The sequence below is a fragment of the Streptacidiphilus cavernicola genome, assembly GCF_042510955.1.
In the GTDB taxonomy this organism is placed as follows: Bacteria; Actinomycetota; Actinomycetes; order Streptomycetales; family Streptomycetaceae; genus Streptacidiphilus; species Streptacidiphilus cavernicola.
In genome coordinates, this window is sequence record NZ_JBHFAB010000001.1 from 50,270 (window position 1) to 72,769 (window position 22,500).

Consider the following 22,500-nt stretch of genomic DNA (forward strand, 5'->3'; position numbering starts at 1 on the left):
AAACCCCCGCGTGGATCAACGGTGGGTCGCCGGTGAGTCGAACTCACCGCCCAGCCGGTCGACCGGTCTGCTGAGCGGCGGCAAGGCCCTCCTCGACGGTGGCGTGGACGGGGGCCTCGCCGAGCGGGTGCCGGGCGAGGTCGTCCCAGGCCATCGCCCGGATCCGGACCAGGCGCAGGGTGACGCCCTGGTGGTCGAGTTCGCCGCACAGGTCGAGGAGCGCGTCCAGGACCGGCAGGCCGAAGCGGTAGCTGGCGTTCAGGTCGAGCAGCACGCTGCCGGGACGCGGGTCGGCCGCGGCGACCCGGGCCAGCACGGTCAGCCGCACCCGGTCCGCGTTGCCGAAGAACAGGGCCGAGTCGGGTCGCAGCACCAGGACGCCGGGGACGGTGCGGGCGGTCGGGGCGTCGGCGGTGTCGCCCCAGCGCTCGGTGCCGGGCAGTCGCCCCAGCACCGCGACGGGCGGGCGGCTGGCGGCGCCGATGAACATGAGCAGCGAGAGCACCACCGCCAGGAGCAGGCCGGGCAGCAGGTCGAAGACCAGCACGCCGGTGATGGCGGTGAGGGCGATCCACAGGCTGGGCCGGTCGAGCCGGGCGTAACGGCGCAGTTCGCCGACCCGCAGGAAGCCGCGGACGGCGACGATGACGATCGCACCCAGGACGGGTTCGGGCAGGTCGGTGAACAGCGGGGTCAGGAACGCGCCGGTGACCAGGACCAGCACCGCGGCGATCAGCGAGACCATCGGGGTCGCGGCGCCCGCGCCCTTGGCGGCGGCCGTGCGCGAGGCGCTTCCGGATACCACGAAGCCGCGGAAGAAGCCGACCGCGATGTTGCTCGCACCGAGGGCGGCCATCTCCCGGTCGGCGTCGACCTCGTCGCCGCTCTCCCGGGCGAAGCGTCCGGCGATGCTGAACGCCTCGGCGAAGCAGACCAGCGCGACGCCGAAGGCCCCGGCGGTGAGGGTGAGCCAGTCCTCGGCCGGGATGCCGGGCAGGTGCGGGGTCGGGATCGCGGACGGGATCTTCCCGACGATCTCGACGCCGTGGTCCTTCAGTTGCGCGGCGGCGGACACCGCCAGGCCGAGGACCAGCACGATCAGTGAGGCCGGGAGCTTGGGCAGAAAGCGCTCCAGGCCGAACAGCAGCGCCATCGCCAGCACGCCCACCGCGATGGACAGCCCGCTCCAGTCGCCGATGTGGGCGAACAGGTGCCAGATCCGCTGGAAGAAGTCGCCGTCGCCGCTGGAGACGCCGAGGATCTTCGCGGCCTGCCGGACCACGATGGTCAGTGCCATCCCGAACAGGAAGCCGACCAGGGCGGGTTCGGCCAGGAAGTTGGTGATGAAGCCGAGCCGGGCGATCCCGGCCGCCAGCAGGACGCCGCCGGCCAGGATCGCCAGCGCGGCCGAGAGCCCGACCGCCTGCTTCGGGTCGGTGCTGATGCCGCTGACGGTGGCCCCGGAGAGGACGGCCGCCGCGGAGGTGGCCCCGATGATCAGGAAGCGGGAACGGCCCAGCAGCGCGTAGACCAGCAGGGCGACCGGGGCGGCGTAGAAGGCGTTCTGCGGCGGGACTCCGGCGATCTGCGCGTAGGCCACGCACTCGGGCACGATCAGCGCCCACGCCGTCAGCGCGGCGAGGCTGTCCCCGCGCAGCAGGTCGCCCGGCCGGTAGCCGCGCAGCCAGTCCGCCACCGGCCAGGCCCGACCACCACCGGTACCCGAGCCCGTACCCGAGCCCCCGCCACCGCCCGTACCCCCGGCCCGGCCCGCAGCCGCGCTACCGCTCCCGCCCCCGCTCATGCGGTGAGCGCGCTGATCGCGTCGCCGATGTACTTGGCGCCCAGGATCAGCAGCAGCACGGTCATGATCGCCCCGTTGTGCGCGGCCATCCAGGTCTTCCAGGACTGCAGGGTGTCCGCCGCGCGTTCGCCGCCCAACAGGTAGACGCCCAGCGGCAGCAGCGCACACAGTGAGCCGACCAGCACGAACAGCACGGTGGCGACCGTCTTGCCGCCGACGCCGCCGGTGCTGGCAGCGACGGACAGGGCACCGCCGACGGCCAGCACCAGGTTCTTCGGGTTCAGCCCGGCCAACGCGGCGGCCAGACCGGCGGACTTGCCCGGGGTGAAGGAGTCGACGGTCCGCATCCACCCGGGCATCTGCGCCTCCTCGCCCGCTTTCGGCCTGCCGGTCCACTGCTTGACGCCCAGCAGCAGGAACACCAGCCCGAGGACGAGCTTGGTCCAGGAGGTCCAGGTGGCCGGGCCGCCGTCACTGTGGGCGCCGCCGCCGGAGCCGAGCAGCACCACGACGGTGCTGACCAGGCCGAGGGTGAGCAGCCAGGCGAGCGTGAAGGCGATGCCGTTGGCGCGTCCGCGTTCGGTGGCGAGCATCAGCACGACGGCGATGATCGGAATCGGGCTGATCGCGATACCGACCGCCGAGGCCAGCATCTGGCCGACGGCGTTGCCCACGACGCCCTCCCCTTCTCGACGGGTCAGCTCAGCAACTCTGGACTATATGGGCGGAATATCGCTTTTGCCCCATAGCAACGCCGCAGGCGCCGCTCTTCGTCGGAGGCATTCTCACGATGGTCCTTATGGAGGAGTCATGAACACTTGCTAAGTTGCGCATCTGTGGAACCGGGGTCCGAGGGTGGTGAGTCCTCACTCCTGTGCCTTCGACACCAACCAGGGATGTGACGATGAGCGACACCAGGGGCGACGGCGGTCGCGCGGCGATACGCAAGGCCGCGAAGAAAGGCGGCCGGCGGAAACCGCTCAAGCTGATAGCCATCGGCACCGCGGGCGTGCTGGTGGTGGCCCTGGCGGGAGGGGTGTACGCGTACGAGAAGCTCAACGGCAACATCAAGAGCGACGCGCTGTTCTCCGGGACCACCGGCAACGCCGGCACCGAGAAGGTCGACGCCTTCGGCCGCAGCCCCATCAACATGCTGGTGATCGGCTCCGACGGACGGGCCGACGCCGCCGACTGCAAGCTCGGCGGCGACTGCGCCGGGGGCGTCGACCCCAGCCACGGCAACGCCGACGTCGAGATGCTGGTGCACATCTCCGCCGACCGCAGCAACGCGACGGTGATGAGCATCCCGCGCGACCTGATGACCTCGCTGCCCGCCTGCAAGGACGACAAGTCCGGCGCCAGCACCTCCGGCGGCACCGGCATGATCAACAGCGCTCTCGCCTACGGACCCGGGTGCAGCGTCGCCGCCATCCACCAGTTGACCGGCGTCCCGATCGACCACTTCGCCCTGGTCGACTTCAGCGGCGTGGTCGCCATGTCGGACGCGGTGGGCGGGGTGAACGTCTGCGTCAGCAACAACGTCTACGACCCCCAGTCGCACCTGAAGCTCGCCAAGGGCACCCACACCCTCAAGGGCGTGGCGGCGCTGGAGTTCGTCCGGACCCGGCACGGCTTCGGCGACGGCGGCGACGTCGGGCGCACCGCCGCCCAGCACATCTTCCTGACCGCGATGATCAACCAGATGAAGAGCGCGGGCACGCTCACCAGCCCGACCAGGCTCTGGGACCTGGCCAACGCCGCCACCAAGGCGCTCACCGTGGACCCCGGCCTCGACAGCATCCCCAAGCTGACCGGCCTGGCCGACGACCTCAACAAGGTCCCCACCGACCGGATCACCTTCACCACCATGCAGACCTCGCTGGACCCGGCGAACCAGAACCGCCTGGTGATCGCCGCGGGCGCGCAGACCCTCTTCTCCGGCATCGCCAACGACCAGTCGCTGACCACCGCGGCCGGGACCAGGTCCGCCGCCGGGGCCTCGGCCGCCGCCTCCGCCGCCGCGTCCCACGCGCCCGCCGCCCCGGCCAAGTCGGCGACGGCGCCCGCGGACATCGCGGTCCACGTGGCGAACGGCACCACGGTCCAGGGTCACGCCGGGGCCGTGCTGCAGTCGCTGATCAGCGACGGCTACGCCTCCAACAGCGCCATCGAGAGCCCGCCGTCCACCGACGTCAGGACCACCGCGCTCAGCTACGGTCCGGGCCGCCAGGCGGACGCCCAGGAGGTCGCGGCCAGCCTCGGCCTGCCGAGCAGCGCGCTCAAGCAGGGCAGCGCCGCGGGCATCCACCTGGTCATCGGCGCCGACTGGACCAGCGGCACCGTCTTCCCCGGCGGCAAGGCCTCGGCCGCGCCGCTCAACACCAAGGTCGCGCTCAGCAACGCCCATGTGCAGACCGGCAACCAGACCGGCTCCTGCGCCCAGGTCGGCACCCAGTACACGGTCAGCCTCCCCGGGTACGGCGGGATGACCCCGATCCGGGCCTACGCCCTCAGCCCCAAGGTCCCGAACTCCGCGCCGTGACCCGGGCGGGTCACACGGAGGCGGTCCGCCGACCGGAGCGGTCCCAGGAGCACGGGAGCACGGGAGACAGATGACACCGCATCAGCACCACGAAGGCCCCACGCCCGACGCCGGCGCCGACTGCGGCAACAGCGACAGCACTGGCGACGCCGCCGAGCACCGCGTCCCGGCCTGGCAGCCGCCGCAGGCCGAGGTCAGGCGGGTCTACCGGCCGGTCGAGATCCGCTCCCCTGACGGGGCCTGGCAGTTGGGGCGGATCACCGCCTGGTGGCAGCCCGCCGAGGGCCGCCCGTGGTGCCGGGTCACGGCCATCGGCGACGGCGGGCGCTCGCGCTGGCTTCCGGCCGACTCCGAGAGCCTGGTCCCGCTGCCCTCCGCGGGGATCTGACACCTGGTCAACCGGCGTGTGCCCCACGGCGCGCACGCCTCATGAACGCGCCCACGCCTACGCCGACACCTGGGCATTAGTTGCTATATTGCGCAACTGAGTAACCGTTGGCGGCCGGTAGAGACGAGGCAGTTCAGCCATGACCGCACGCGAGGGACGCCCGGGGCTGCCCCGGCGCAGTCGGGCCGGGCGGCAGCAGGCCGCGGGGGCGCGGAGCCGGAAGCCGCGGCGGGCCCGGCCGTTGTCACGGCCGAAGCGGATCGCCCGGGTGCTGGCCCTCGCGGTGTCCGCGCTGGTCCTGGTCACCGCGGGGGCCGGGGTGCTGCTGTACCGCCATCTGAGCGGGAACCTGCACACCGCCTCGCTGTCCGACGGCGTCGGGGGCTCGGAGAAGGCGGACGCCTTCGGCCGGACCCCGATCGACCTGCTGGTGATCGGCTCCGACGGACGGGCCAACGCCGCCGACTGCAAGCTCGGCGGCGGCTGCGGCTCGGCGAGCTCGCAGCCGGGGGCCAACGCCGACGTCGAGATGGTCGTCCACATCTCCGCGGACCGCTCCAACGCGACCGTGGTCAGCATTCCGCGCGACACCATGACCCAGGTCCCGGCCTGCGGAGACAGCAACGGCGGCGGCTCGACCCCCGGCTACTACGGGATGGTCAACAGCGCGCTGCTGTACGGCCCGGCGTGCCAGGTCGCCACGGTGCACCAGCTGACCGGCATCCCCATCGACCACTTCGTGGAGCTCGACTTCTCCGGCGTGGTGACGATGTCGGACGCGGTGGGCGGCGTCCCGGTGTGTGTGAGCGACAACGTCTACGACACCTACTCGCACCTCAAGCTCGCCAGGGGCAGCCACGTCCTCAAGGGGGCTGCGGCGCTGGAGTTCCTCCGCTCCCGGCACGGCTTCGGGGACGGCGGCGACCTCGGCCGCACCTACGCCCAGCACCTCTACCTCAGCGCGCTGATCCGGAAGCTCAAGAGCGCGGGCACGCTCACCGACCCGGCCGCGCTCTACTCGCTGGCCGACGCCGCCACCAAGGCGATGACCGTGGACACCGGCCTGGGCAGCGTCGCCAAGCTGATCGGGCTGGCCACCGACGTCAGCAAGGTGGAGCCGAAGCGGATCACCTTCACCACCATGCAGACCGAGGTCGACCCCGACAACAGCAACCGGCTGGTCATCGCCCCGTCCGCGCAGGGGCTGTTCGACTCGGTGCGCAACGACCGGCCGCTGACCACCGCGGACGGCGGGCCGGTCTCCGCGAGCACCACCGCCGCGACCGGCGCGACCGGCGCCACCAGCGCTCCGGCCACCGGCAGTTCGGCGGACCTCGCCAGGATCGCGGTACGGGTGCGGAACGGCAGCGGGATCACCGGACGCGCCTCGACCGTGGCCGCCGCCCTCGTCGCCAGGGGCCTGGGCAGCCAGAGCACCGACAGCACCGGCAACGCCCCGAGCCGGTCCGCCGGCACCACCCTCAGCTACGGCCCCGGCGACGCGGTCGCGGCCAGGGCGGTGGCGAGCGCGGTGGGCCTGCCCGCGTCCCACCTCAGGCAGGGCGGCGAGGCCGGGATCACCCTGGTGATCGGCACCGACTGGCCCGGCGGAGGCAGCTATCCGGGCGGGGGCTCCGGCTCCTCGTCGGACGCGAGGACCGCACTGACCGGCGCCCACGTCCAGACCGCCGACCAGGCGGCGGTCTGCGCCCCGGTCAGCCAGTACAAGACCGTGGAGATCAACGGCACCGCGATGACCCCGGGCCAGGCCTACGCCTACGCGACCGCCCACGGCCAGCCGGACTCGGCCCCTTGAGGGCCCGGCCCTCTGAGCGCCCGGCTCCTGAGCGTCCGGCCTCCGAGCGCCCGGCCTCCGAGCACCCGGCCCGCTGGGCGCCCGGCCGCGACGGCTGCCGTCGCGGCCGGGGCCGCCGCTCCCGCTCCCGCTGCTCCCGCTCAGCCGACGTTGACGCCGAAGTCCTGCGCGATGCCGCGCAGGCCCGAGGCGTAGCCCTGGCCGATCGCGCGGAACTTCCACTCCGCGCCGTTGCGGTAGACCTCACCGAAGACCATGGCGGTCTCGGTGGAGGCGTCCTCGGTCAGGTCGTAGCGGGCGATCTCCCGGCCGTCGGACTGGTTGACCACCCGGATGAAGGCGTTGCGGACCTGGCCGAAGTTCTGCTGGCGGTTCTCGGCGTCGTAGATGGACACCGGGAAGACGATCTTCGCGCACTGCGGCGGGACCACCCCGAGGGTGATCACGATCTGCTCGTCGTCACCGTCCCCGCCGCCGGTCAGGTTGTCGCCGCTGTGCTTGACCGATCCCTCGGGGCTGCTCAGGTTGTTGAAGAAGACGAAGTGGCCGTCCGACAGGACCCGCCCGGTCGCGTCGCACAGGATCGCCGAGGCGTCCAGGTCGTAGTCGGAACCGGTGCTGGTGCGCACGTCCCAGCCGAGCCCGACGATCACCGAGGTCAGGCCTGGGGCCTCCTTGCTCAGCGAGACGTTGCCGCCCTTGGACAGACTGACTCCCATGCCGTGCCTCCTGCTGTCGATTCTGTGTCACTTGCGCAAACGAAGTGACTGTCCGGGTGGTTCCGCGACCACGGCCCGGGTGAGCAGCAGGGCCAGCACGTAACCGGCCAGGATCACGGCCAGCAGCGGGAAGTAGGCCGTCGGCGGCACCGCGAAGCCCAGCAGCGCGCCCAGCGGGGTGAACGGCAGCAGCAGGCCGGCGGCGGCCAGGCCCAGGTTGGAGGCCCGCAGCGGCCACGGCGCGGGGATCCGCGGGCCGCGGCCGGGGCTGCGCAGGATGTGGACCGTCAGCGCCTGGGTGACCAGGTTCTCGGTGAACCAGCCGGCATGGAACACCTGCTGTGCGCGCAGCGGGCTCTGACCGTGCGTCAGCCGCATCAGCACCACGAAGGTGGCCACGTCGGCGACCGCGTTGACCAGCCCGAACACCACGGCGAAGCGGGCCAGCGCGCGGTAGTCCAACCGGCTCGGACGGCCCGCGTCCGGCCGTAGCGGACGATCGAACGCCAGCGCGAGCTGGGAGGCGTCGAAGCAGAGGTTCTGGACCAGCACCTGGGCCGGCAGCATCGGCAGGAAGGGCAGGAACGCCCCGGCGGCCAGCATCGCCAGCACATTGCCGAGGTTGGAGGCCAGGGTGATCCGCAGGTAGTTGCCGATGTTGGCGAGCGACTGCCGGGCCGCGCGCAGATTGCGGCTGATCGCGGCCAGGTCGGTGGTGCTGAGCAGGATGTCGGCGCTGTCCCGGGGCCCGTCGGCCGCGGACCGGGGGCAGACCCCGGCGTCGGCCGCCTCCAGCGCGGGCAGGTCGTTGACGCCGTCGCCCAGGAAGCCGACGGTGTGCCCGGCGCCGCGCAGCGCGAGGACGATCCGGGCCTTGTGCGCGGGGGTGGCGCGGGCGAAGACCGTGCCGCGCTCCACCAGCGGCGCCAGCTCCGCGTCGTCGAGCGCGTCGGTGTCCGGGGCCAGGACGACCGCGCCGGGCTCGATGCCCGCTTCCCGGCAGGCCAGCGCGGCGGTGTCCGGGTGGTCGCCGGTGACCACCTTCACCGCGATCCCCTGCGCGGTCAGCTCGGCCAGTGCGGGCAGCGCGCTGGGCTCGGGCTCGTCCCGCAGACCGACGAAGCCGACCAGGGTCAGCCCGTGCTCGTCGGCGACCCGGTAGCCGCCGTGGCGGCGCGGGCGGTCGGTGGTGGCGACCGCGATGACCCGCAGGCCCCGGGCGGCGAGGTCGGCGGCGAGGTCGTGGGCCCGCGCCCGGCACGCGTCGTCCATGACAGCGGTGGTGGGGCCGGTGGCGTCCGTGGCGCCTGGAGCGGTGGTGGCGCCTGTAGCGGTGGTGGCGCCTGTAGCGGTGGTGCGGCCCGTGACGCCGGTGGCGGGCCGGCCGGCCGGGTCGCCGTCCGTGGCGCTCAGCCGGGTGCAGCGATCCAGGACGGCTTCCACCGCGCCCTTGACCACCAGGGTGTCCACTCCGCCGAGCACGCCGGGCCGACGCACCACCACCGTGGCGAGCCGCCGGACCGGGTCGAACGGCAGCACCTCCACCCCGACCGGATCCCCGACCGGGTCGGCGTACGGATCACCGTCCGGGTCCGGGTCTGCGTCCAGGTCCACGTGCGGGTCCACGTGCGGGTCCAGGTCTGCGTCCAGCAGGGCCTCGTCCAGGCTGTCCAGCAGCGGCGGATCGCCGAGTTCGGCGATGATCCGGCTGTTGAGGGCGGCCCAGCGCAGCGCAGCGTCCCCGGCGGGCCCGGTGCGTCCGGCCGGGTCGACCGCGACCGCGACGCCCAGCCGCTCACGGGTGAGGGTGCCGGTCTTGTCCACGCACAGGACGTCGACCCCGCCCAGGTCGTGCACCGCGGGCAGCCGTCTGATCACGACGCCGTGACGGCGCAGCGTCCCGGCCCCGAACGCCAGGGCGCCGCTGACCACCAGCGGCAGCATCTCCGGGGTCAGTCCCACCGCGACGGCGACCGCGAACGGCAGCAGCGCCCAGTGGTGGCTGCCGAAGACCGTGCCCACCGCGAGCACCAGCAGCAGCGAGGCCACCATGATCCAGCCCAGCAGCCAGGACACCGAGCGGGCGGCGCGCTCGAACGAGGAGTCGCGCCGCGCCCCGGTCCCCGGTTCCCGGGTGGTCTCGAAGCAGGTGCGGGGCCCGGTCGCCACCACGACCGCGGTGGCGGAGCCGGTAGCCACGCTGCTGCCGAGCAGGCCCACGTCCGGCCGGTCCAGCAGTGACCGGAGCGAAGCGGTCCCTGGCCGGGGCCGGGGGCGGGGTCGGTCCGGTTCGGCGTGCCGGTCCACCGGCTCCGACTCGCCGCTGAGCAGGGCCTGTCGGATCGTCAGCCCCTCCGCTCTGAGCAGCCGCAGGTCGGCGGGCACCAGGTCGCCCACGCTCAGCCGCACAAGGTCCCCGGGCACCAACTCGCCCAGCGGGACCTCCCGGGCCAGCGGCTTGCTCCGGGAGCCGGAGCGGCGCAGCACGGTGGCGGTCGCGTCCCTGATCTCGCGCAGGACCGCGGCCTCCCGGTCGGCCTTCCGCTCGCCACTGAAGCGCACCAGGCTGCTGGCGCAGCTCAGCACAAGCAGCACGACGGCGGTGCTGTGGGCGCCGCTGAGCGCGCACACCCCGGCCAGGAAGTAGAGGATCACGCTGAACGGGTCGCACAGCGCCCGCCGCAGCCGCGGCCAGGGCGGGCACGCCTTGGCCTGGACGGTGTTCTCGCCGTACGCCTCCAGCCGACGCCCGGCCTCGTGCTCGTCCAGTCCGCGCAGCCCGGTGCCGAGCCTGCGCAGCAGTTGGAGGTCCGTCAGCCCGACCGAGGCGGCGAGCGACAGCGGCTCGGGGCACGCGGGAGGGGCGGCGTCCCCGGTTTTCCCGGCATCGCCGAAGGGGTCGGCGAAGGCGTCGGCCCGCTCCGCCATGCTGCCCCGCTCCGCCGTGCTGCCGGTGCGGCCTGAGCGGACCTCAGACAGCCCGGCCACGTACGATTCCCCGTTCCCCCGCCTCCGTGGGGTGACCCACCATCAGCCGCACCACGGTCACCAGCACCGGATCGTCGATCAGATAGACCTGACGGCGCCCCTCACGGCGCGACCGCACCAGCCCGGCCAGCTTGAGCTTCGCCAGGTGCTGGCTCACCGCGGGCATGGACGCGCCCACCCGCTCGGCGAGGCCGCCCACGTCACACTCGCCCGAGGCCAGGATCCACACCATGTGCAGCCGCACCGGGGAGGCCAGCAGCCCGAAAGTGGCCGCTGCCTGTACGAGCACGTCGGGCCCTGGTTCCTCCGTGTCCCCGGAGCTCTGGGCCACCTGTGCCTCCCTGCGCGCTGGTCTGCGACGTATGTGACGTCCGCGACTGCGACGTCTGCGACGCGATGTCGCCGCGCACCAGACTACGACCCCGGGCGAACCCGTCCGGCCGCGGTGGGTGATTACTCACTACCTCCGGCCTTCCTCGGGGCCGCGGTGGGTGATTACTTACTCACCCCGGACGTGTGCGGTCGGCGTGCGGCCCAGACCGTGCGCTCGGTGCGGACCACCAGGTCGTCCCGGCGCAGGATGCTGTCCGGGCTGTCGGTGTCGAGCAGCCGGTCGAGCGCGGCGAGGTCCTCGGGCGGGAGCGTCTCGGCGGCGGTGCCGCGCATCCGCTGCAGGCTGTTGAGCGCGTAGCGGCCGATCGCCTCGGAGCGCGAGCCCTCGGAGCCGCCCTCGGAGCTGGAGCCCTTGATGTCCACGGTGATGGTGCGCTCGCTCTCGACCGTGAACCCGGCCGCGGTCAGCTTGGGTCCCCAGTCGGCGCCGCGGTGCGGGACGTGCTCGGCGTGGTAGCGGTTGCTCGCGGCGTGGCAGCGCTCCTCCAGGCCGGGCCGCTCCGCCGGGGCGTCGTCGGGCAGGAACCGCGGGAAGCCGGCCAGCTCGACCACGGCGAACAGCCCGCCGGGCGCGAGCAGGTCGTGGACCCGGCGCAGGGTGCGGTCCGGGTCGGCCATGTGGTGCATCGAGGCCGAGGCCCACACCAGGTCGGGGGCGCCGAGGTCGGGCCAGCCCGCGTCGAGGTCGGCCTCGACTGTGCGCACCCGCCCGGCCAGACCGTCCGCCGCGGCCTTGTCCCTCAGGCGGCGCAGATGGGCGGTCGAGGAGTCCACCGCGGTCACCTCGGCCTCGGGGAAGCGGGCGAGCAGAGCGAAGGTGCCGGCTCCGGTGCCGCAGCCCAGGTCCACGATGTGGCGGGGGGCGGACTCGACGGGCAGCTGGGCGGTGATGGAGGCGATGTGCTCGGCGAGCACCTCGGCGTCCAGGTCGAGGATCTCCGCCTGGCCAGCGGCGTCGGCCTCGTGGTCGTGGCTGTGGTCATGTCCGGGGCTGTGATCATGTCCGTGGCCGTCGCCGGGCTGGTGGTCGGGCCCGTGTCCGGGCTGGTGGGCGTGGTTCGCGCAGTGGTCGTGAGCTGTGTGCGTCATGCTGCCCACGCTAAGAGCATCTTGCGCCGTGGTCACGGTGGCTTGCCGATACAGCAAACCGTTGACCGCCCCGACTGCCACCGACGCAACCGAGCGCAACCCGCGGCCCGCCACCGAGACCAGCGGCCAACCACCCGCCACCCGCGACCCCGCCCAGCCACCCGAGACCAGCGGCCAGAGGTCAGCGCCCAGCGCACCCCCCGGTCAGCCCCCCTCCTCCGCCTGGTGCCCGCGGCGGGCGTCGCGGTCGAAGATGCCCAGGATCTCGCACGGCCCGCCGTCCATCCCGATGGCGTGCGGCAGCATCGTGGGGAACTCGGCGGCCTGGTTGACCTCCAGCGTGAAGCGGCGGTTGCCGAGCAGCAGCACGGCCCGGCCGGAGAGGACCACCAGCCACTCCCGTCCCGGGTGCGCGCGCAGCCGGGACGGGCTGTCCGGCGGCGGGTTCACCATGCGCTGGCGGACCACCGACATCCCGGGGTCCGCCCGGATCGGCCAGCGCATCAGCCCGTGCGCGGCGTCGTGCGCCGGATTGGAGACGACGTCGTCCGCGGCCGTCTCGACCAGTTGGTCGAGGGAGGTGTCCAGGGCGCGGGCGAGCGTCACCAGTTGGTCCAGTGCGAGTCGGCGGTGACCGTTCTCGATCCGGCTCAGCGTGGACTGGCTGAGCTGGGCCCGAGCGGCCAGATCGTCGAGCGACCAGCCCTGCGCCACCCGCAGGGCACGGATCCGCTTGCGCACCAGGCTGTCGAGTTCGCCATCTTCTTGCTTCATAGGCAACATACTATGCGTTCAGCGCAGGCCATGCGTAGCGTCGGCGGTGTCGCCCAGCCCCGAAAGACAGGACCGACCCCATGAGCACGACCCGCCTCCCGGAACCGCCGGACGCGCCAGAACCACCGGACGCGCCGGTATCGCCGGACGCGCCCGACCTCCCCGACGCGCGGCAGCGGCGCCTGATCCTGATCGCGGTCTGCGTCGCCCTGATGGCCGTCGTCGCCTCGGTGTCCGGACTGAACGTCGCCCAACCGGACCTCGCCGTCTCGCTCGGCGCCTCGCAGAGCACCGTCCTGTGGATCATCAACAGCTACACCGTCACCCTGGCCGCCCTGCTGCTGCCGCTCGGCGCGCTCGGCGACCGCTGGGGCCGCAAGCCGATGCTGCTGGCAGGGCTGGGCGTGTTCGGCGCCGCGAACGTGGCCGCGGGGCTCGCCACCTCGGCCGAGGTCATGCTGGCGGCACGGTTCTTCAGCGGCGTGGGCGCGGCGATGATCATGCCGGTCACCCTCGCCGTGATCACCTCGACCTTCCCGGAGGAGGAACGCGGCCGAGCCGTCGGCGTGTGGACCGGCGTCGCCGGAGGCGGCGGCGTCCTGGGCATGTTCCTGTCCGCCACGCTGGTGGACGCTGCCAGCTGGCGCTGGCTGTTCGCGCTCCCCGTGGTCCTGGTCCTGGCCGCGCTCGCGCTGGCGCTGCGCTCGGTCCCGAACTCGCGCCGGACGGAGCGTCACTCCTTCGACACCGTAGGCTCGTTGACCTCCGTGGTGGCAGTGGTCGGGTTGATCTACTTCCTCCAGGAAGGGCCCGCGCGAGGCTGGACCGCGCCGGTCGGCCTGCTGAGCCTGCTGGTCGGCGCGGCGGCCGCGGTCGGCTTCGTACTGTGGGAGCTGCGGCACCGGGCACCGCTGCTGGAGGTCCGGCTGTTCCGGGAGCGCGGTCTGGCGAGCGGGTCCCTGGCGCTGCTGACGGTCTTCGGGGTGCAGGCGGGCATCTTCGTCGTCCTCTTCCCGTTCTTCCAGGCCGTGCTCGGCTGGTCCGGGCTGCTGTCCACGGCAGCGCTGATGCCGATGGCCGTGCTGATGATGCTGGCCTCCGGTCTCGCCCCGCGGCTGGCCGAACGGATCGGCGCCCGCGCGACCATGGCGACCGGGGTGCTGCTCGGCGGCGCGGGCCTGGCCCTGATGGCGGTCCGCGTCTCGGTGGACGGCGGCTACCTGGCGATCCTGCCCGGGATGCTCGCCATGGGCGTCGGCATGGGCCTGACCATGACCCCGTCCACCGAGGCCGTCACCGGCGCGCTCCCCCGCGAGCGGCAGGGCGTCGCGTCCGCTCTCAACGACGTCACCAGGGAGTTCGGCACCGCGCTCGGGGTCGCCCTGCTCGGGGCGCTGCTGTCCGCGGGCTACCGCGGCGCGATCGCCTCCCGGTTGGACGGCGTCCCCCCGGGCACCGCCGCGACCGCCCGCGAGGGCGTCGCCAACGCCATCGCCTCGGCGGGCGGGGCCGGCGCCCACGCCCAGGAGCTGATCCGAGCCGCCCGGGCCTCCTTCGTCGACGGCTGGCAGCAGGCGATGTGGGCGGGGGTCGCGGTGATGGCCGTCCTGTTCCTCTATCTCCTCGCCCGAGGCCCCCGACGCTCCGTCAGCGGGACGGCGGTCCAAGCCGAACCGGCCACCGCCGTCGGCTCCACCGTCGGAAGCTGACCCGCCCGCCGGGACCGACCTCCCCGGAGCCGACCGCCCCGCGGCCAAACCGCCCACCGGGCCAACCGCCCCGCGGCCTCAGGCGACCGCCCCGCCCCGGGGCGGTCGCAGACCGACCTGCCGCAACCCGACCCGGGCCAGGTCGTCGATCACCGCCTGGTCGCCCCGGCGCCAGGCGCCGACCAGGTCGGCGTCTCCGTCGCGCAGCCCGGCCAGGTCCCGCAGCGGGCCGGTCAGCGCGCGCAGGGCGAACAGGTCGGCGCCGCCGGGCGCGGCCAGCAGCCGCTGGGCCTGGGAGCTGGAGCGCAGCCAGCGGATCCGGGGCGGCAGCCAGACCAGCAGCACCGCCGCCACCGGCACCGCAACCAGCACAAACGCGATCATGAAGGCCAGTCGGCTGACCGAGTGCTGTTCGGCCTGTCCGGCCTGGGCCAGGCTGGTGCCGGCCTGGGCGGCGTCGAGCAGCGGCTTCTTCAGGGTGCCGCCCACCAGCGGCACTTTGGACGCCGCGTTGCCCGCGTCGTTGAGCCCGTTGGCCAGCTGGTTCCCCGCGCTCTGCGCGGCCTGGCCGGGGCCGACCAGCAGCATGATGGTGCGGTGCACCAGCCGGGCGAACCAGGCCGCACCGACGATGACGGCCAACGCGAGCAGGTCGGCCACGAGTTGGCGGGTCCGGCGGGCCGGGGTCTGCGCATAGATTCTCATGTCCGATTCTCTGCCCGCCCGCCCCCGGATGACGACGCCACGCGAACAGCGGTCCCGGTCGGTTCGCCGCGGCGGACCGAGCCCGGGGCCCTGCGGGTGGGGTGGTCGGCCCGGGAGGAGGAGCTGAGCTGCCAGGGCACACTGATCACCATCACCCCGGGGGTGAACAGCAGCCGGCTCTTCAGCCACAGCGCGGACTGGTTGTGCAGGAACTGCTCCCACCAGTGGCCGACCACGTACTCGGGGATGAACACCGCCACCGCGTCCCGCGGGCTGCCGCGCCGGATCGAGCGCACGTACTCCACCACCGGCTTGGTGATCTCCCGGTAGGGGGAGTCCAGCACCTTCAGCGGCACCTGGAGTCCGAACGCGTCCCAGCGCGCCTCCAGCTCCTCGGTGGCCGCCTTCTCGACCGCGACGGTGACCGCCTCCAGGGTGTCGGGGCGGAACGCCTGCGCATAGCCGAGCGCCCGCAGCGTCGGCTTGTGGAGCGTGGAGACCAGCACCATCCCGTGCACCCGCGAGGGCCGCACCGGCTCCTCCGGCGGCTCCTCGACCGCGAGTTCGTCGGCGACCGCGTCGTAGTGGCGGCGGATGCCGCGCATCATCCCGTACAGCAGCAGCGCGGCCACCACCGCCAGCCAGGCGCCCTCGGTGAACTTGGTGATCATCACGATCACCAGGACCAGCGCGGTGACCAGCGCGCCGAAGCCGTTGATCACCCGTGAGCGCCTGGCCGCGCCGCGCACCCCCGGGTCGGTCTCGGTGGTCAGCAGCCGGTTCCAGTGCCGGACCATGCCGATCTGGGACAGCGTGAACGAGGTGAACACGCCCAGGATGTAGAGGTGGATCAGGTTGGTGACATTGGCCCGGTAGGCCACCAGCAGCGCGATGTTGACCAGGGCCAGCGCGATGATGCCGTTGGAGAAGGCCAGCCGGTCGCCGCGGGTGTGCAACTGGCGGGGCAGGTAGCGGTGCTGGGCCAGGATCGAGGACAGCAGCGGGAACCCGTTGAAGGCGGTGTTGGCGGCCAGGATCAGCACCAGCGCGGTGACCGCCTGGATGAAGTAGAACAGCACGCTGTCGCCGCCGAAGACCGAGGACGCCAGCTGGGCGATCACCGTGGGCTGGGAGACGCTGTGGCAGTCGCCCGGGTAGTTCAGCAACTGGCAGGTGTCCTCAGTCTTGTGCACCTTGGTGATCAGCGCCAGCGTGGTGATGCCGACGAACATCACCACCGCGGTCAGGCCCATCACCGCCATGGTGTCGGCGGCGTTCTTCGACTTGGGCCTGCGGAAGGCCGGCACCCCGTTGGAGATCGACTCGACCCCGGTGAGCGCGGTGCAGCCGGAGGCGAAGGCGCGCAGACACAGCATCAGCAGGCCCAGCCCGGCCAGGGTGTCCTTGTGGTCGATCGGGACGATCGGGTACTGGGCGCTCGCGGCCACCGGGGTGTGACCGAGCATCACCTTGACCAGCCCGGTCACCACCATCAGCAGGATCCCGGCGATGAAGAGGTAGGTCGGCGCCGCGAAGGCGCGCCCCGCCTCGCGGACGCCGCGCAGGTTCATCGCGCTGAGCAGGGCCACGAAGAGCACCGCCATCGGCACCCGGTAGTCGGCGATGCCGGGGAACGCCGAGATGATGTTGTCCACGCCCGAGGCCACCGAGACCGCGACCGTCATCACGTAGTCCACCAGCAGCGAGGCGGCCACCACCAGGCCCGCGCTCGCCCCCAGGTTGCTGGTCACCACCTCGTAGGAGCCGCCGCCGCTGGGGTAGGCGTGCACCACCTGGCGGTACGACATCACCACCACCGCCATCAGCGCCACCACCCCGGCCGCGATCCACGGCGTCAGGTACAGGAACGCGGTCCCCCCGACCGTCAGGACCAGCAGGATCTCCTCGGTGGCGTAGGCCACCGAGGACAGCGGGTCCGAGGCGAAGATCGGCAGGGCCAGCCGCTTGGGCAGCAGGGTCTCCCCCAGTTCCTCGCTGCGCATGGCCTGGCCGATCACGAGGCGCTTCAGCGCCTGGGGGAGGTTGGGCACACGGCGAGCGTAGGACGGCGCGGCCCTTTCACCCGGGTACCACGGCGGGAGTAGCGGAAGTGTCTTCGCAGGCGCGACGCCCCGGGGGCGCCCTGCGCGGTCTCCTGGCAGGGACCGCAGATTCCCATGCCGAGGAGCTTCCGCCATGAGTACCGCCGCAGCACGCCGGGGTCCCGGCGCACCCGAGAGGACGGGCGCGCGATGATCGAGCTGTGCGAACTGACCAAGAGCTACGGGGACAAGAAGGCCGTGGACACGTTGAGCTTCGCGGTCCGGCCAGGGCAGGTCACCGGCTTCCTCGGTCCCAACGGCGCCGGCAAGTCCACCACCATGCGGATGGTGCTCGGCCTTGACCGCCCCACCAGCGGCCGGGTGCTGCTGGACGGCCGTCCCTACGCCGACCTGCCCGCGCCGCTGACCCGGATCGGGGCCCTGCTGGAGGCCACCGCCGCGCAGGGCGGGCGCAGCGCCCGCGACCACCTGCTGTGGCTGGCCCGCAGCAACCGGATCCCGGACCGGCGGGTGGGCGAGGTGCTGGACGTCGTCGGCCTCACGGAGGTGGCCGGGAAGCGCTCCGGCGGCTTCTCGCTGGGCATGGGCCAGCGGCTCGGCATCGCCGCGGCGCTGCTGGGCGATCCGCCGGTGCTGATGTTCGACGAGCCGGTCAACGGGCTCGACCCGGAGGGCATCCTGTGGATCCGCACGCTGATGCGGGGGCTGGCGGCGGACGGCCGCACCGTCCTGGTCTCCAGCCACCTGATGAGCGAGATGGCGCTCACCGCGGACCACCTGGTGGTGATCGGGCGCGGACGGCTGCTCGCCGACGTCTCCACCGAGGAGTTCATCGACCGCAACGCCCGCAGCTACGTGCGGATCCGCACCCCCCAGCCGCAGGCCCTGCTGGACGCGCTGGACGCGCCGGACGCCGTGGCCGCCCCGGGCGCCGGGCGGATCACCGCGCAGCCTGCCGAGGACGGGAGTTGGGAGGTCGAGGGCGCGGATCCGGCCCGGATCGCGGCGCTGGCCGCGGCCCGGGGCGTGGTCCTGGACGAGCTCAGCCCGCAACGGGCCTCGCTGGAGGAGGCGTTCATGCGGATGACCGCGGACGCGGTGGAGTACCACGGCACGACGGGAGACGGATCATGATGCTGTCCGCGGCGGCGAACGCCGAATGGGTCAAGATCCGGACCGTGCGCGGTCCGCGCTGGAGCCTGCTGGCGGGGTTCCTGGCCACGGTCGTGCTCGGGGCGGTGGTCTGCTTCTTCATCAACCGGAACTTCCAGAACGTGGACGTCAAGGGCCCGTTCGAGCCGGTGCGGACCGCCTTCGGCGGCCTGGTGCTGGGCCAGCTGGCCATGGTCGTGCTCGGGGTGACCGTGATCGGCGGCGAGTACGGCAGCGGGATGATCCGGCTCTCGCTGACCGCGGTCCCGCGCCGGGGCGTCTTCTACGCTGCCAAGGCCGCGGTCCTGGCCGCGGTCACCCTGGTGCTCGGCCTGGTCACGGCCGTTACCGCGTTCTTCGTCGGACAGGCGATGCTCGGCAGCCACGGGGTGTCGCTCGGCGACCCCGGGGTGCTGCGGGCGGTGCTCGGGGGCGCGTTCTACTTCGTCATGATCGCCCTGATCTCGCTGGGCGTGGCGACCGCGCTGCGGCGGCAGACCCTCGCGCTGGGCATCCTGATCCCGCTGTTCTTCCTGGTGTCGGGCATCCTGCAGGCCATCCCGGGAGTCGACACGGTCACCCAGTACCTGCCCGACCAGGCCGGGCAGCGGTTCCTGCAGATCCACCACCAGACCAAGGACGCCTTCGGCCCCTGGGTGGGCCTGCTGATCACCGTCCTGTGGACGGCGGCGGCGCTGCTGGGCGGCTGGCTGGTGCTGCGCCGCCACGACGCCTGAGCGGTTGCTTAGGATGGCTGCGGGCAGGGGCGTGTGCCCCGCCCGTAGCCGTCCGACCGGAAGGGCATCCCCGTGACCCCTCGATCCGCCGACCCCGGCACCGGCCCGGCGGCCGACCCGGCCGCCGCCCTGGACCGCGGCCAGGCGCTGGAGCTGGAGCTGGCCTGGCAGGAGATCCAGCCGGACGCGGCCCGGCGGCTGCTGATCGCCGCGGTCGAGGCCTTCGCGTCCCGCGGCTTCCACGCGACCACCACCAGGGACATCGCCAGTGGCGCCGGGATGAGCCCGGCCGGGCTCTATGTGCACTACCGCTCCAAGGAGGAGCTGCTGCACCGGATCACCCTGGTCGGCCACCAGCACACACTGCGGCTGATCAACGCCGCGCTGGCCGGGGCCGGGACCCCGGTCGACCGGCTCAGGGCCGTGGTCGGCGACCTGACCGCCTGGCACGCCCGGCACCACACCACCACCCGGGTGATCGAGTACGAGCTGCACTCGCTGTCCGCCGAGCACCGCGCGGAGATCCTGCTGCTGCGCCGGGAGATCGACGGCCTGGTCCGGGCGGTCCTGGCGGACGGGGCCGCCAGGGGCGACTTCGACGTGCCGGACGTCCCGGCCACCACGGTGGCCCTGCTGTCGCTGTCGGTGGACGTGGCCCGCTGGTACCACCAGCCGGCCCGGCTCACCCCGGAGCGGCTCGGCCGCCTCTACGCCGACCTGGCGCTGCGGATGGCGGGCGCCGAGGCCTGACGGCCCGTCTGTCCCGGCACCCGCCCGAACGGGCCTTGCTGACGCCCCCTCAGCCGCGGGCGGCGACCCGGAGTTCGCGCTTGAGCAGCTTCCCGGTGGCGTTCTTCGGCAGCTCCGGCAGGAACCGCACCTCCCGCGGGTACTTGTAGCCGGCCAGCCGCTCCCGGCAGTAGCCGACCAGTTCCTCGGCCGTCGCCCCGGCCCCGGGCCGCAGCGCCACCACGGCCACCACCTCCTCGCCGAGCCGCTCGTCCGGGCGGCCGACCACCGCGGCCTCGGCCACCGCGGGGTGGGTGTAGAGGACCTCCTCCACCTCGCGCGGGTAGACGTTGTAGCCGCCCCGGATCACCAGGTCCTTCACCCGGTCCACGAGGAACAGGAAGCCGTCGGCGTCCCGGTAGGCCAGGTCCCCGGTGTGCAGCCAGCCGCCGCGGAGCGCCTCGGCGGTGGCCTCCGGGTTGCGGTGGTAGCCCTTCATCACATTGTGGCCGCGCAGCAGGATCTCGCCGATGTGCTCGGCGCCGGGCGGCAGTTCCAGCCCGTCGCCGTCCACGATCCGGGCCTCGACGCCCCAGATCGGCTTGCCGATGGACAGCGGGCGGCGGTCCTCGGCGCTGGGGTTCATGGTGGCGGTGGAGGCGGTCTCGGACAGGCCGTAGCCCTCCAGCACGGCCACCCCGAACCGCTGCTCGAACGCGGTCATCAGCGCCGCGGGCATCGCCGCGCCGCCGGAGCAGGCGACCCGGAACCGGGACAGGTCCCGTCCGGCGGTGTCGGCCTGCTGGAGCGCGTGGAACATGGTCGGCACCCCGACGAACACGCTGACGCCGTGGTCCGCCATCGCGTCCACCACCGGGCCGATCTCGAAGCGCGGCACCAGCGACAGCGCCCCGCCGTATCTGACCGTGACGTTGACCAGGCTGGACAGCCCGTAGACGTGGAAGAACGGCAGCACCGCGAGGCTGACGTCGTCCTCGCGGACGCCGAACGCCGCGCCCGCGGTGGTGCAGTTCATGAACAGCTGGAAGTGGGTCAGCTCGGCGCCCTTCGGCCGCCCGGTGGTGCCGCTGGTGTAGATGATCACGGCGGTGTCGTCGGCGTCGGTGGCGGCGATGTCCCGGACGTCGTCGGGGTCGGCCACCGGGGCGCAGAGGTCAGTGAACGCCCACTCACCCCCCTCCCGGTCAGGTCCGCCGAGCAGGCACAGCTCCAGGTCGTCGAGGCCGACCACGGCCTTCCTGGCCTCCGCCGCGCAGGCGTCGAAGGTGATCAGCAGCCGGGCCTGCGAGTCCAGCAGCTGGTGGGCGGTCTCGGCGGCCTTCAGCAGCGGGTTGAGCGGGACCATCACCAGCCCCGCCTTGAGGATCCCGAAGTAGGCGAACAGGAACTCGGGCACATTGGGCAGCTGGACCGCCACCCGGTCGCCCCGGACCAGGCCCGCCGCCAGCAGGTTCGCCGCGACCCGGCCGGAGGTCCGGTCCAGCTCCGCGTAGCCGACGGTCCGCTCCCCGGCCCGGAGGCAGGGCTTGTCCGGATGCGCCTGCGCCGACTCGCGCAGCATGGTCGCCAGGTTGAAACTCATGACCGCTCCTCCCCTTCGAGGTCGCTCTCTTCGAGCTCCCGCTCCTCCAGGTCCCTGCCGAGCAGCCGCGCCAGCTCGGCGACCGTCCGCTCCGCGCTGACGTGGTGCACGGTGGCCATCCCCAGCTCCCGGGCCGGGGCGAGGTTGCCCGGCAGGTCGTCGACGAAGACGCACTGGTCCGGCCGCAGCCCGAGCGACTCCGCGCCGAGCCGGTAGATCTCCGGCGCGGGCTTGCGCAGGCCGACCGTGCCGGAGATCACCACGCCGGTGAACAGCTCGGCCAGCAGCTCCGCCGGATAGCCGGACAGGCCCCAGGAGTTGGAGACCAGACCGGTGGGCACCCCCTGCCGCCGGGCCGCGGCGACCGCCGCGCACATCCGGGCGTCGGTCCCCAGCGAGCCGAGCATCCGCGCGATCAGCCGGTCCGCGGGGACGCCCAGCAGGGCGCCGAAGCGCCGTTCGAACTCCGCCTCGGCCAGCGTCCCGGTCTCCAGCCCGACCAGCAGCTCCCTGGCCTCCGGGTCGGCACGGAACAGCCGCGCCACCGCGTCCGGGGCGATCCCCTCGCGGGCGCCGAACGCGGCGAAGGCGTCGAAGACACTGGTGGTGAGCACCCCGCCCCAGTCGACCAGCAGGCCGAGCACCGGGCCGCCCGCGACTGCCGCTTCCGTCATGGCCGGCCTCAGACGTACAGGCGGGACACGGACTCGGCCACGCACACCGGCTTGTCGCCGCCGTCGCGCTCGACCGTCACCCGGGTCACCACCTGCACGCCGCCGGGCACGTCGGTCACCTCGACCAGCTCGACCCGGCCGCGCACCCGCGAGCCGACCGGCACCGGCGCGGGGAACCGCACCTTGTTGGTGCCGTAGTTGACCCCCATCCGGACCCCCTCGACCTGGAGCACGTCCGCGCCGATCACCGGCAGCAGCGACAGGGTCAGGAAGCCGTGCGCGATGGTGCCGCCGAAGGGGCCGGCCGCGGCCCGCTCGGGGTCGGTGTGGATCCACTGGTGGTCGCCGGTGGCTGCCGCGAACTGGTCCACCTGCCGCTGCTCGATCGCGATCCAGTCGCTCACCCCGAGCTCGGTGCCGACCGCGGTGCGCAGGTCGTCGAGACTGGCGAAACCCATCTGGATCCTCCTCGGAGAAGCGGGCTCTCCCGCAGTTAGTAAGCGCCCGCTTATGGTTGCCGCGACGCCCCGGGCTGTCAATGGCCGCCCCGACAGCCCGCATGCGAACCGGACATACTGCGCATACGCTGCCGATCAGGACCGTGCCGGACGGGCA

At 73.1% G+C, this 22,500-nt stretch carries 19 protein-coding genes; 7 read left to right on the top strand and 12 right to left on the bottom strand.

Annotated elements, in window-relative coordinates; genetic code table 11:
* Positions 1 to 43: 43 nt before the first annotated feature.
* Positions 44 to 1,696, bottom strand: a complete 1,653-nt coding sequence (locus ACEZDE_RS00235) for a SulP family inorganic anion transporter (RefSeq protein ID WP_380530182.1) — start codon at positions 1,694 to 1,696, stop codon at positions 44 to 46.
* A 104-nt stretch (positions 1,697 to 1,800) separates the two neighbouring features.
* Positions 1,801 to 2,478, bottom strand: coding sequence for a GAP family protein (locus ACEZDE_RS00240; protein ID WP_380530184.1), 678 nt, complete (start codon positions 2,476 to 2,478; stop codon positions 1,801 to 1,803).
* Positions 2,479 to 2,708: 230 nt separating this feature from the next.
* Here ACEZDE_RS00240 and ACEZDE_RS00245 point away from each other — a divergent pair, with 230 nt between their 5' ends.
* The 3 genes from ACEZDE_RS00245 (at position 2,709) to ACEZDE_RS00255 (ending at position 6,550) form a co-directional block, all read left to right on the top strand.
* A complete protein-coding gene (locus ACEZDE_RS00245) occupies positions 2,709 to 4,346 on the top strand; it encodes an LCP family protein (protein ID WP_380530187.1) in 1,638 nt (545 codons plus the stop codon).
* Between the two features lie 70 nt (positions 4,347 to 4,416).
* On the top strand, positions 4,417 to 4,734 hold the full coding sequence (locus ACEZDE_RS00250; RefSeq protein WP_380530190.1) for a hypothetical protein: 318 nt from the start codon (positions 4,417 to 4,419) through the stop codon (positions 4,732 to 4,734).
* Positions 4,735 to 4,873: 139 nt separating this feature from the next.
* On the top strand, positions 4,874 to 6,550 hold the full coding sequence (locus ACEZDE_RS00255) for an LCP family protein (RefSeq protein WP_380530193.1): 1,677 nt from the start codon (positions 4,874 to 4,876) through the stop codon (positions 6,548 to 6,550).
* A 140-nt stretch (positions 6,551 to 6,690) separates the two neighbouring features.
* Here ACEZDE_RS00255 and ACEZDE_RS00260 read toward each other — a convergent pair whose 3' ends face one another.
* The 5 genes from ACEZDE_RS00260 to ACEZDE_RS00280 all read right to left on the bottom strand — a co-directional run bounded on the left by ACEZDE_RS00260 (position 6,691) and on the right by ACEZDE_RS00280 (position 12,513).
* Positions 6,691 to 7,269 (bottom strand): TerD family protein, encoded by a 579-nt coding sequence (locus ACEZDE_RS00260; protein ID WP_380530196.1) that lies wholly within the window; start codon positions 7,267 to 7,269, stop codon positions 6,691 to 6,693.
* 27 nt (positions 7,270 to 7,296) lie between these two features.
* Entirely contained in the window at positions 7,297 to 10,257 is a 2,961-nt protein-coding gene (locus ACEZDE_RS00265) for an HAD-IC family P-type ATPase (protein WP_380530199.1), read from the bottom strand.
* Positions 10,241 to 10,588 (bottom strand): ArsR/SmtB family transcription factor, encoded by a 348-nt coding sequence (locus ACEZDE_RS00270; RefSeq protein WP_380530201.1) that lies wholly within the window; start codon positions 10,586 to 10,588, stop codon positions 10,241 to 10,243. Before ACEZDE_RS00270 ends, ACEZDE_RS00265 begins: the two co-directional genes overlap by 17 nt.
* A gap of 164 nt (positions 10,589 to 10,752) precedes the next feature.
* The gene (locus ACEZDE_RS00275) at positions 10,753 to 11,739 is read right to left on the bottom strand and encodes a class I SAM-dependent methyltransferase (protein WP_380530204.1); all 987 of its coding nucleotides are present in this window, start codon (positions 11,737 to 11,739) and stop codon (positions 10,753 to 10,755) included.
* 204 nt (positions 11,740 to 11,943) lie between these two features.
* Entirely contained in the window at positions 11,944 to 12,513 is a 570-nt protein-coding gene (locus tag ACEZDE_RS00280) for a helix-turn-helix domain-containing protein (RefSeq protein ID WP_380530207.1), read from the bottom strand.
* Positions 12,514 to 12,593: 80 nt separating this feature from the next.
* Between ACEZDE_RS00280 and ACEZDE_RS00285 the strand changes: the two genes are divergently transcribed.
* Positions 12,594 to 14,222 (top strand): MFS transporter, encoded by a 1,629-nt coding sequence (locus ACEZDE_RS00285; protein WP_380530209.1) that lies wholly within the window; start codon positions 12,594 to 12,596, stop codon positions 14,220 to 14,222.
* 78 nt (positions 14,223 to 14,300) lie between these two features.
* On the opposite strand, the gene ACEZDE_RS00290 is transcribed toward ACEZDE_RS00285, so the two are convergent.
* Both ACEZDE_RS00290 and ACEZDE_RS00295 read right to left on the bottom strand, forming a co-directional pair.
* The gene (locus ACEZDE_RS00290; RefSeq protein WP_380530212.1) at positions 14,301 to 14,927 is read right to left on the bottom strand and encodes a hypothetical protein; all 627 of its coding nucleotides are present in this window, start codon (positions 14,925 to 14,927) and stop codon (positions 14,301 to 14,303) included.
* Positions 14,924 to 16,930: an APC family permease gene (locus ACEZDE_RS00295; RefSeq protein WP_380531140.1), complete on the bottom strand. Its 2,007-nt coding sequence runs from the start codon at positions 16,928 to 16,930 to the stop codon at positions 14,924 to 14,926. Before ACEZDE_RS00295 ends, ACEZDE_RS00290 begins: the two co-directional genes overlap by 4 nt.
* Positions 16,931 to 17,179: 249 nt before the next feature.
* On the opposite strand from ACEZDE_RS00295, the gene ACEZDE_RS00300 reads away from it, so the two are divergent.
* The 3 genes from ACEZDE_RS00300 to ACEZDE_RS00310 all read left to right on the top strand — a co-directional run bounded on the left by ACEZDE_RS00300 (position 17,180) and on the right by ACEZDE_RS00310 (position 19,629).
* On the top strand, positions 17,180 to 18,124 hold the full coding sequence (locus ACEZDE_RS00300) for an ABC transporter ATP-binding protein (RefSeq protein ID WP_380531144.1): 945 nt from the start codon (positions 17,180 to 17,182) through the stop codon (positions 18,122 to 18,124).
* Positions 18,121 to 18,879 (top strand): ABC transporter permease, encoded by a 759-nt coding sequence (locus tag ACEZDE_RS00305; protein ID WP_380530215.1) that lies wholly within the window; start codon positions 18,121 to 18,123, stop codon positions 18,877 to 18,879. Before ACEZDE_RS00300 ends, ACEZDE_RS00305 begins: the two co-directional genes overlap by 4 nt.
* A gap of 129 nt (positions 18,880 to 19,008) precedes the next feature.
* Complete coding sequence (locus ACEZDE_RS00310) at positions 19,009 to 19,629, top strand: TetR/AcrR family transcriptional regulator (RefSeq protein ID WP_380531147.1); 621 nt, start codon at positions 19,009 to 19,011, stop codon at positions 19,627 to 19,629.
* 49 nt (positions 19,630 to 19,678) lie between these two features.
* On the opposite strand, the gene ACEZDE_RS00315 is transcribed toward ACEZDE_RS00310, so the two are convergent.
* Genes ACEZDE_RS00315 through ACEZDE_RS00325 form a run of 3 tightly spaced genes read right to left on the bottom strand, consistent with a single transcriptional unit; the run spans position 19,679 to position 22,343 of the window.
* On the bottom strand, positions 19,679 to 21,211 hold the full coding sequence (locus tag ACEZDE_RS00315; RefSeq protein ID WP_380530218.1) for a long-chain-fatty-acid--CoA ligase: 1,533 nt from the start codon (positions 21,209 to 21,211) through the stop codon (positions 19,679 to 19,681).
* Complete coding sequence (locus tag ACEZDE_RS00320) at positions 21,208 to 21,885, bottom strand: HAD family hydrolase (protein ID WP_380530221.1); 678 nt, start codon at positions 21,883 to 21,885, stop codon at positions 21,208 to 21,210. Before ACEZDE_RS00320 ends, ACEZDE_RS00315 begins: the two co-directional genes overlap by 4 nt.
* A gap of 8 nt (positions 21,886 to 21,893) precedes the next feature.
* Complete coding sequence (locus ACEZDE_RS00325; RefSeq protein ID WP_380530224.1) at positions 21,894 to 22,343, bottom strand: MaoC family dehydratase; 450 nt, start codon at positions 22,341 to 22,343, stop codon at positions 21,894 to 21,896.
* Positions 22,344 to 22,500 lie beyond the last annotated feature (157 nt).

Excerpts from the sequence above, each read along its gene's own strand:
- ACEZDE_RS00245 (WP_380530187.1), top strand. The coding sequence starts at position 2,709 with ATGAGCGACACCAGGGGCGACGGCGGTCGCGCGGCGATACGCAAGGCC.
- ACEZDE_RS00250 (WP_380530190.1), top strand. The coding sequence starts at position 4,417 with ATGACACCGCATCAGCACCACGAAGGCCCCACGCCCGACGCCGGCGCC.
- ACEZDE_RS00255 (WP_380530193.1), top strand. The coding sequence starts at position 4,874 with ATGACCGCACGCGAGGGACGCCCGGGGCTGCCCCGGCGCAGTCGGGCC.
- ACEZDE_RS00260 (WP_380530196.1), bottom strand. The coding sequence starts at position 7,269 with ATGGGAGTCAGTCTGTCCAAGGGCGGCAACGTCTCGCTGAGCAAGGAG.
- ACEZDE_RS00275 (WP_380530204.1), bottom strand. The coding sequence starts at position 11,739 with ATGACGCACACAGCTCACGACCACTGCGCGAACCACGCCCACCAGCCC.
- ACEZDE_RS00280 (WP_380530207.1), bottom strand. The coding sequence starts at position 12,513 with ATGAAGCAAGAAGATGGCGAACTCGACAGCCTGGTGCGCAAGCGGATC.
- ACEZDE_RS00285 (WP_380530209.1), top strand. The coding sequence starts at position 12,594 with ATGAGCACGACCCGCCTCCCGGAACCGCCGGACGCGCCAGAACCACCG.
- ACEZDE_RS00290 (WP_380530212.1), bottom strand. The coding sequence starts at position 14,927 with ATGAGAATCTATGCGCAGACCCCGGCCCGCCGGACCCGCCAACTCGTG.
- ACEZDE_RS00295 (WP_380531140.1), bottom strand. The coding sequence starts at position 16,930 with ATGCGCAGCGAGGAACTGGGGGAGACCCTGCTGCCCAAGCGGCTGGCC.
- ACEZDE_RS00300 (WP_380531144.1), top strand. The coding sequence starts at position 17,180 with ATGATCGAGCTGTGCGAACTGACCAAGAGCTACGGGGACAAGAAGGCC.
- ACEZDE_RS00305 (WP_380530215.1), top strand. The coding sequence starts at position 18,121 with ATGATGCTGTCCGCGGCGGCGAACGCCGAATGGGTCAAGATCCGGACC.
- ACEZDE_RS00315 (WP_380530218.1), bottom strand. The coding sequence starts at position 21,211 with ATGAGTTTCAACCTGGCGACCATGCTGCGCGAGTCGGCGCAGGCGCAT.
- ACEZDE_RS00320 (WP_380530221.1), bottom strand. The coding sequence starts at position 21,885 with ATGACGGAAGCGGCAGTCGCGGGCGGCCCGGTGCTCGGCCTGCTGGTC.
- ACEZDE_RS00325 (WP_380530224.1), bottom strand. The coding sequence starts at position 22,343 with ATGGGTTTCGCCAGTCTCGACGACCTGCGCACCGCGGTCGGCACCGAG.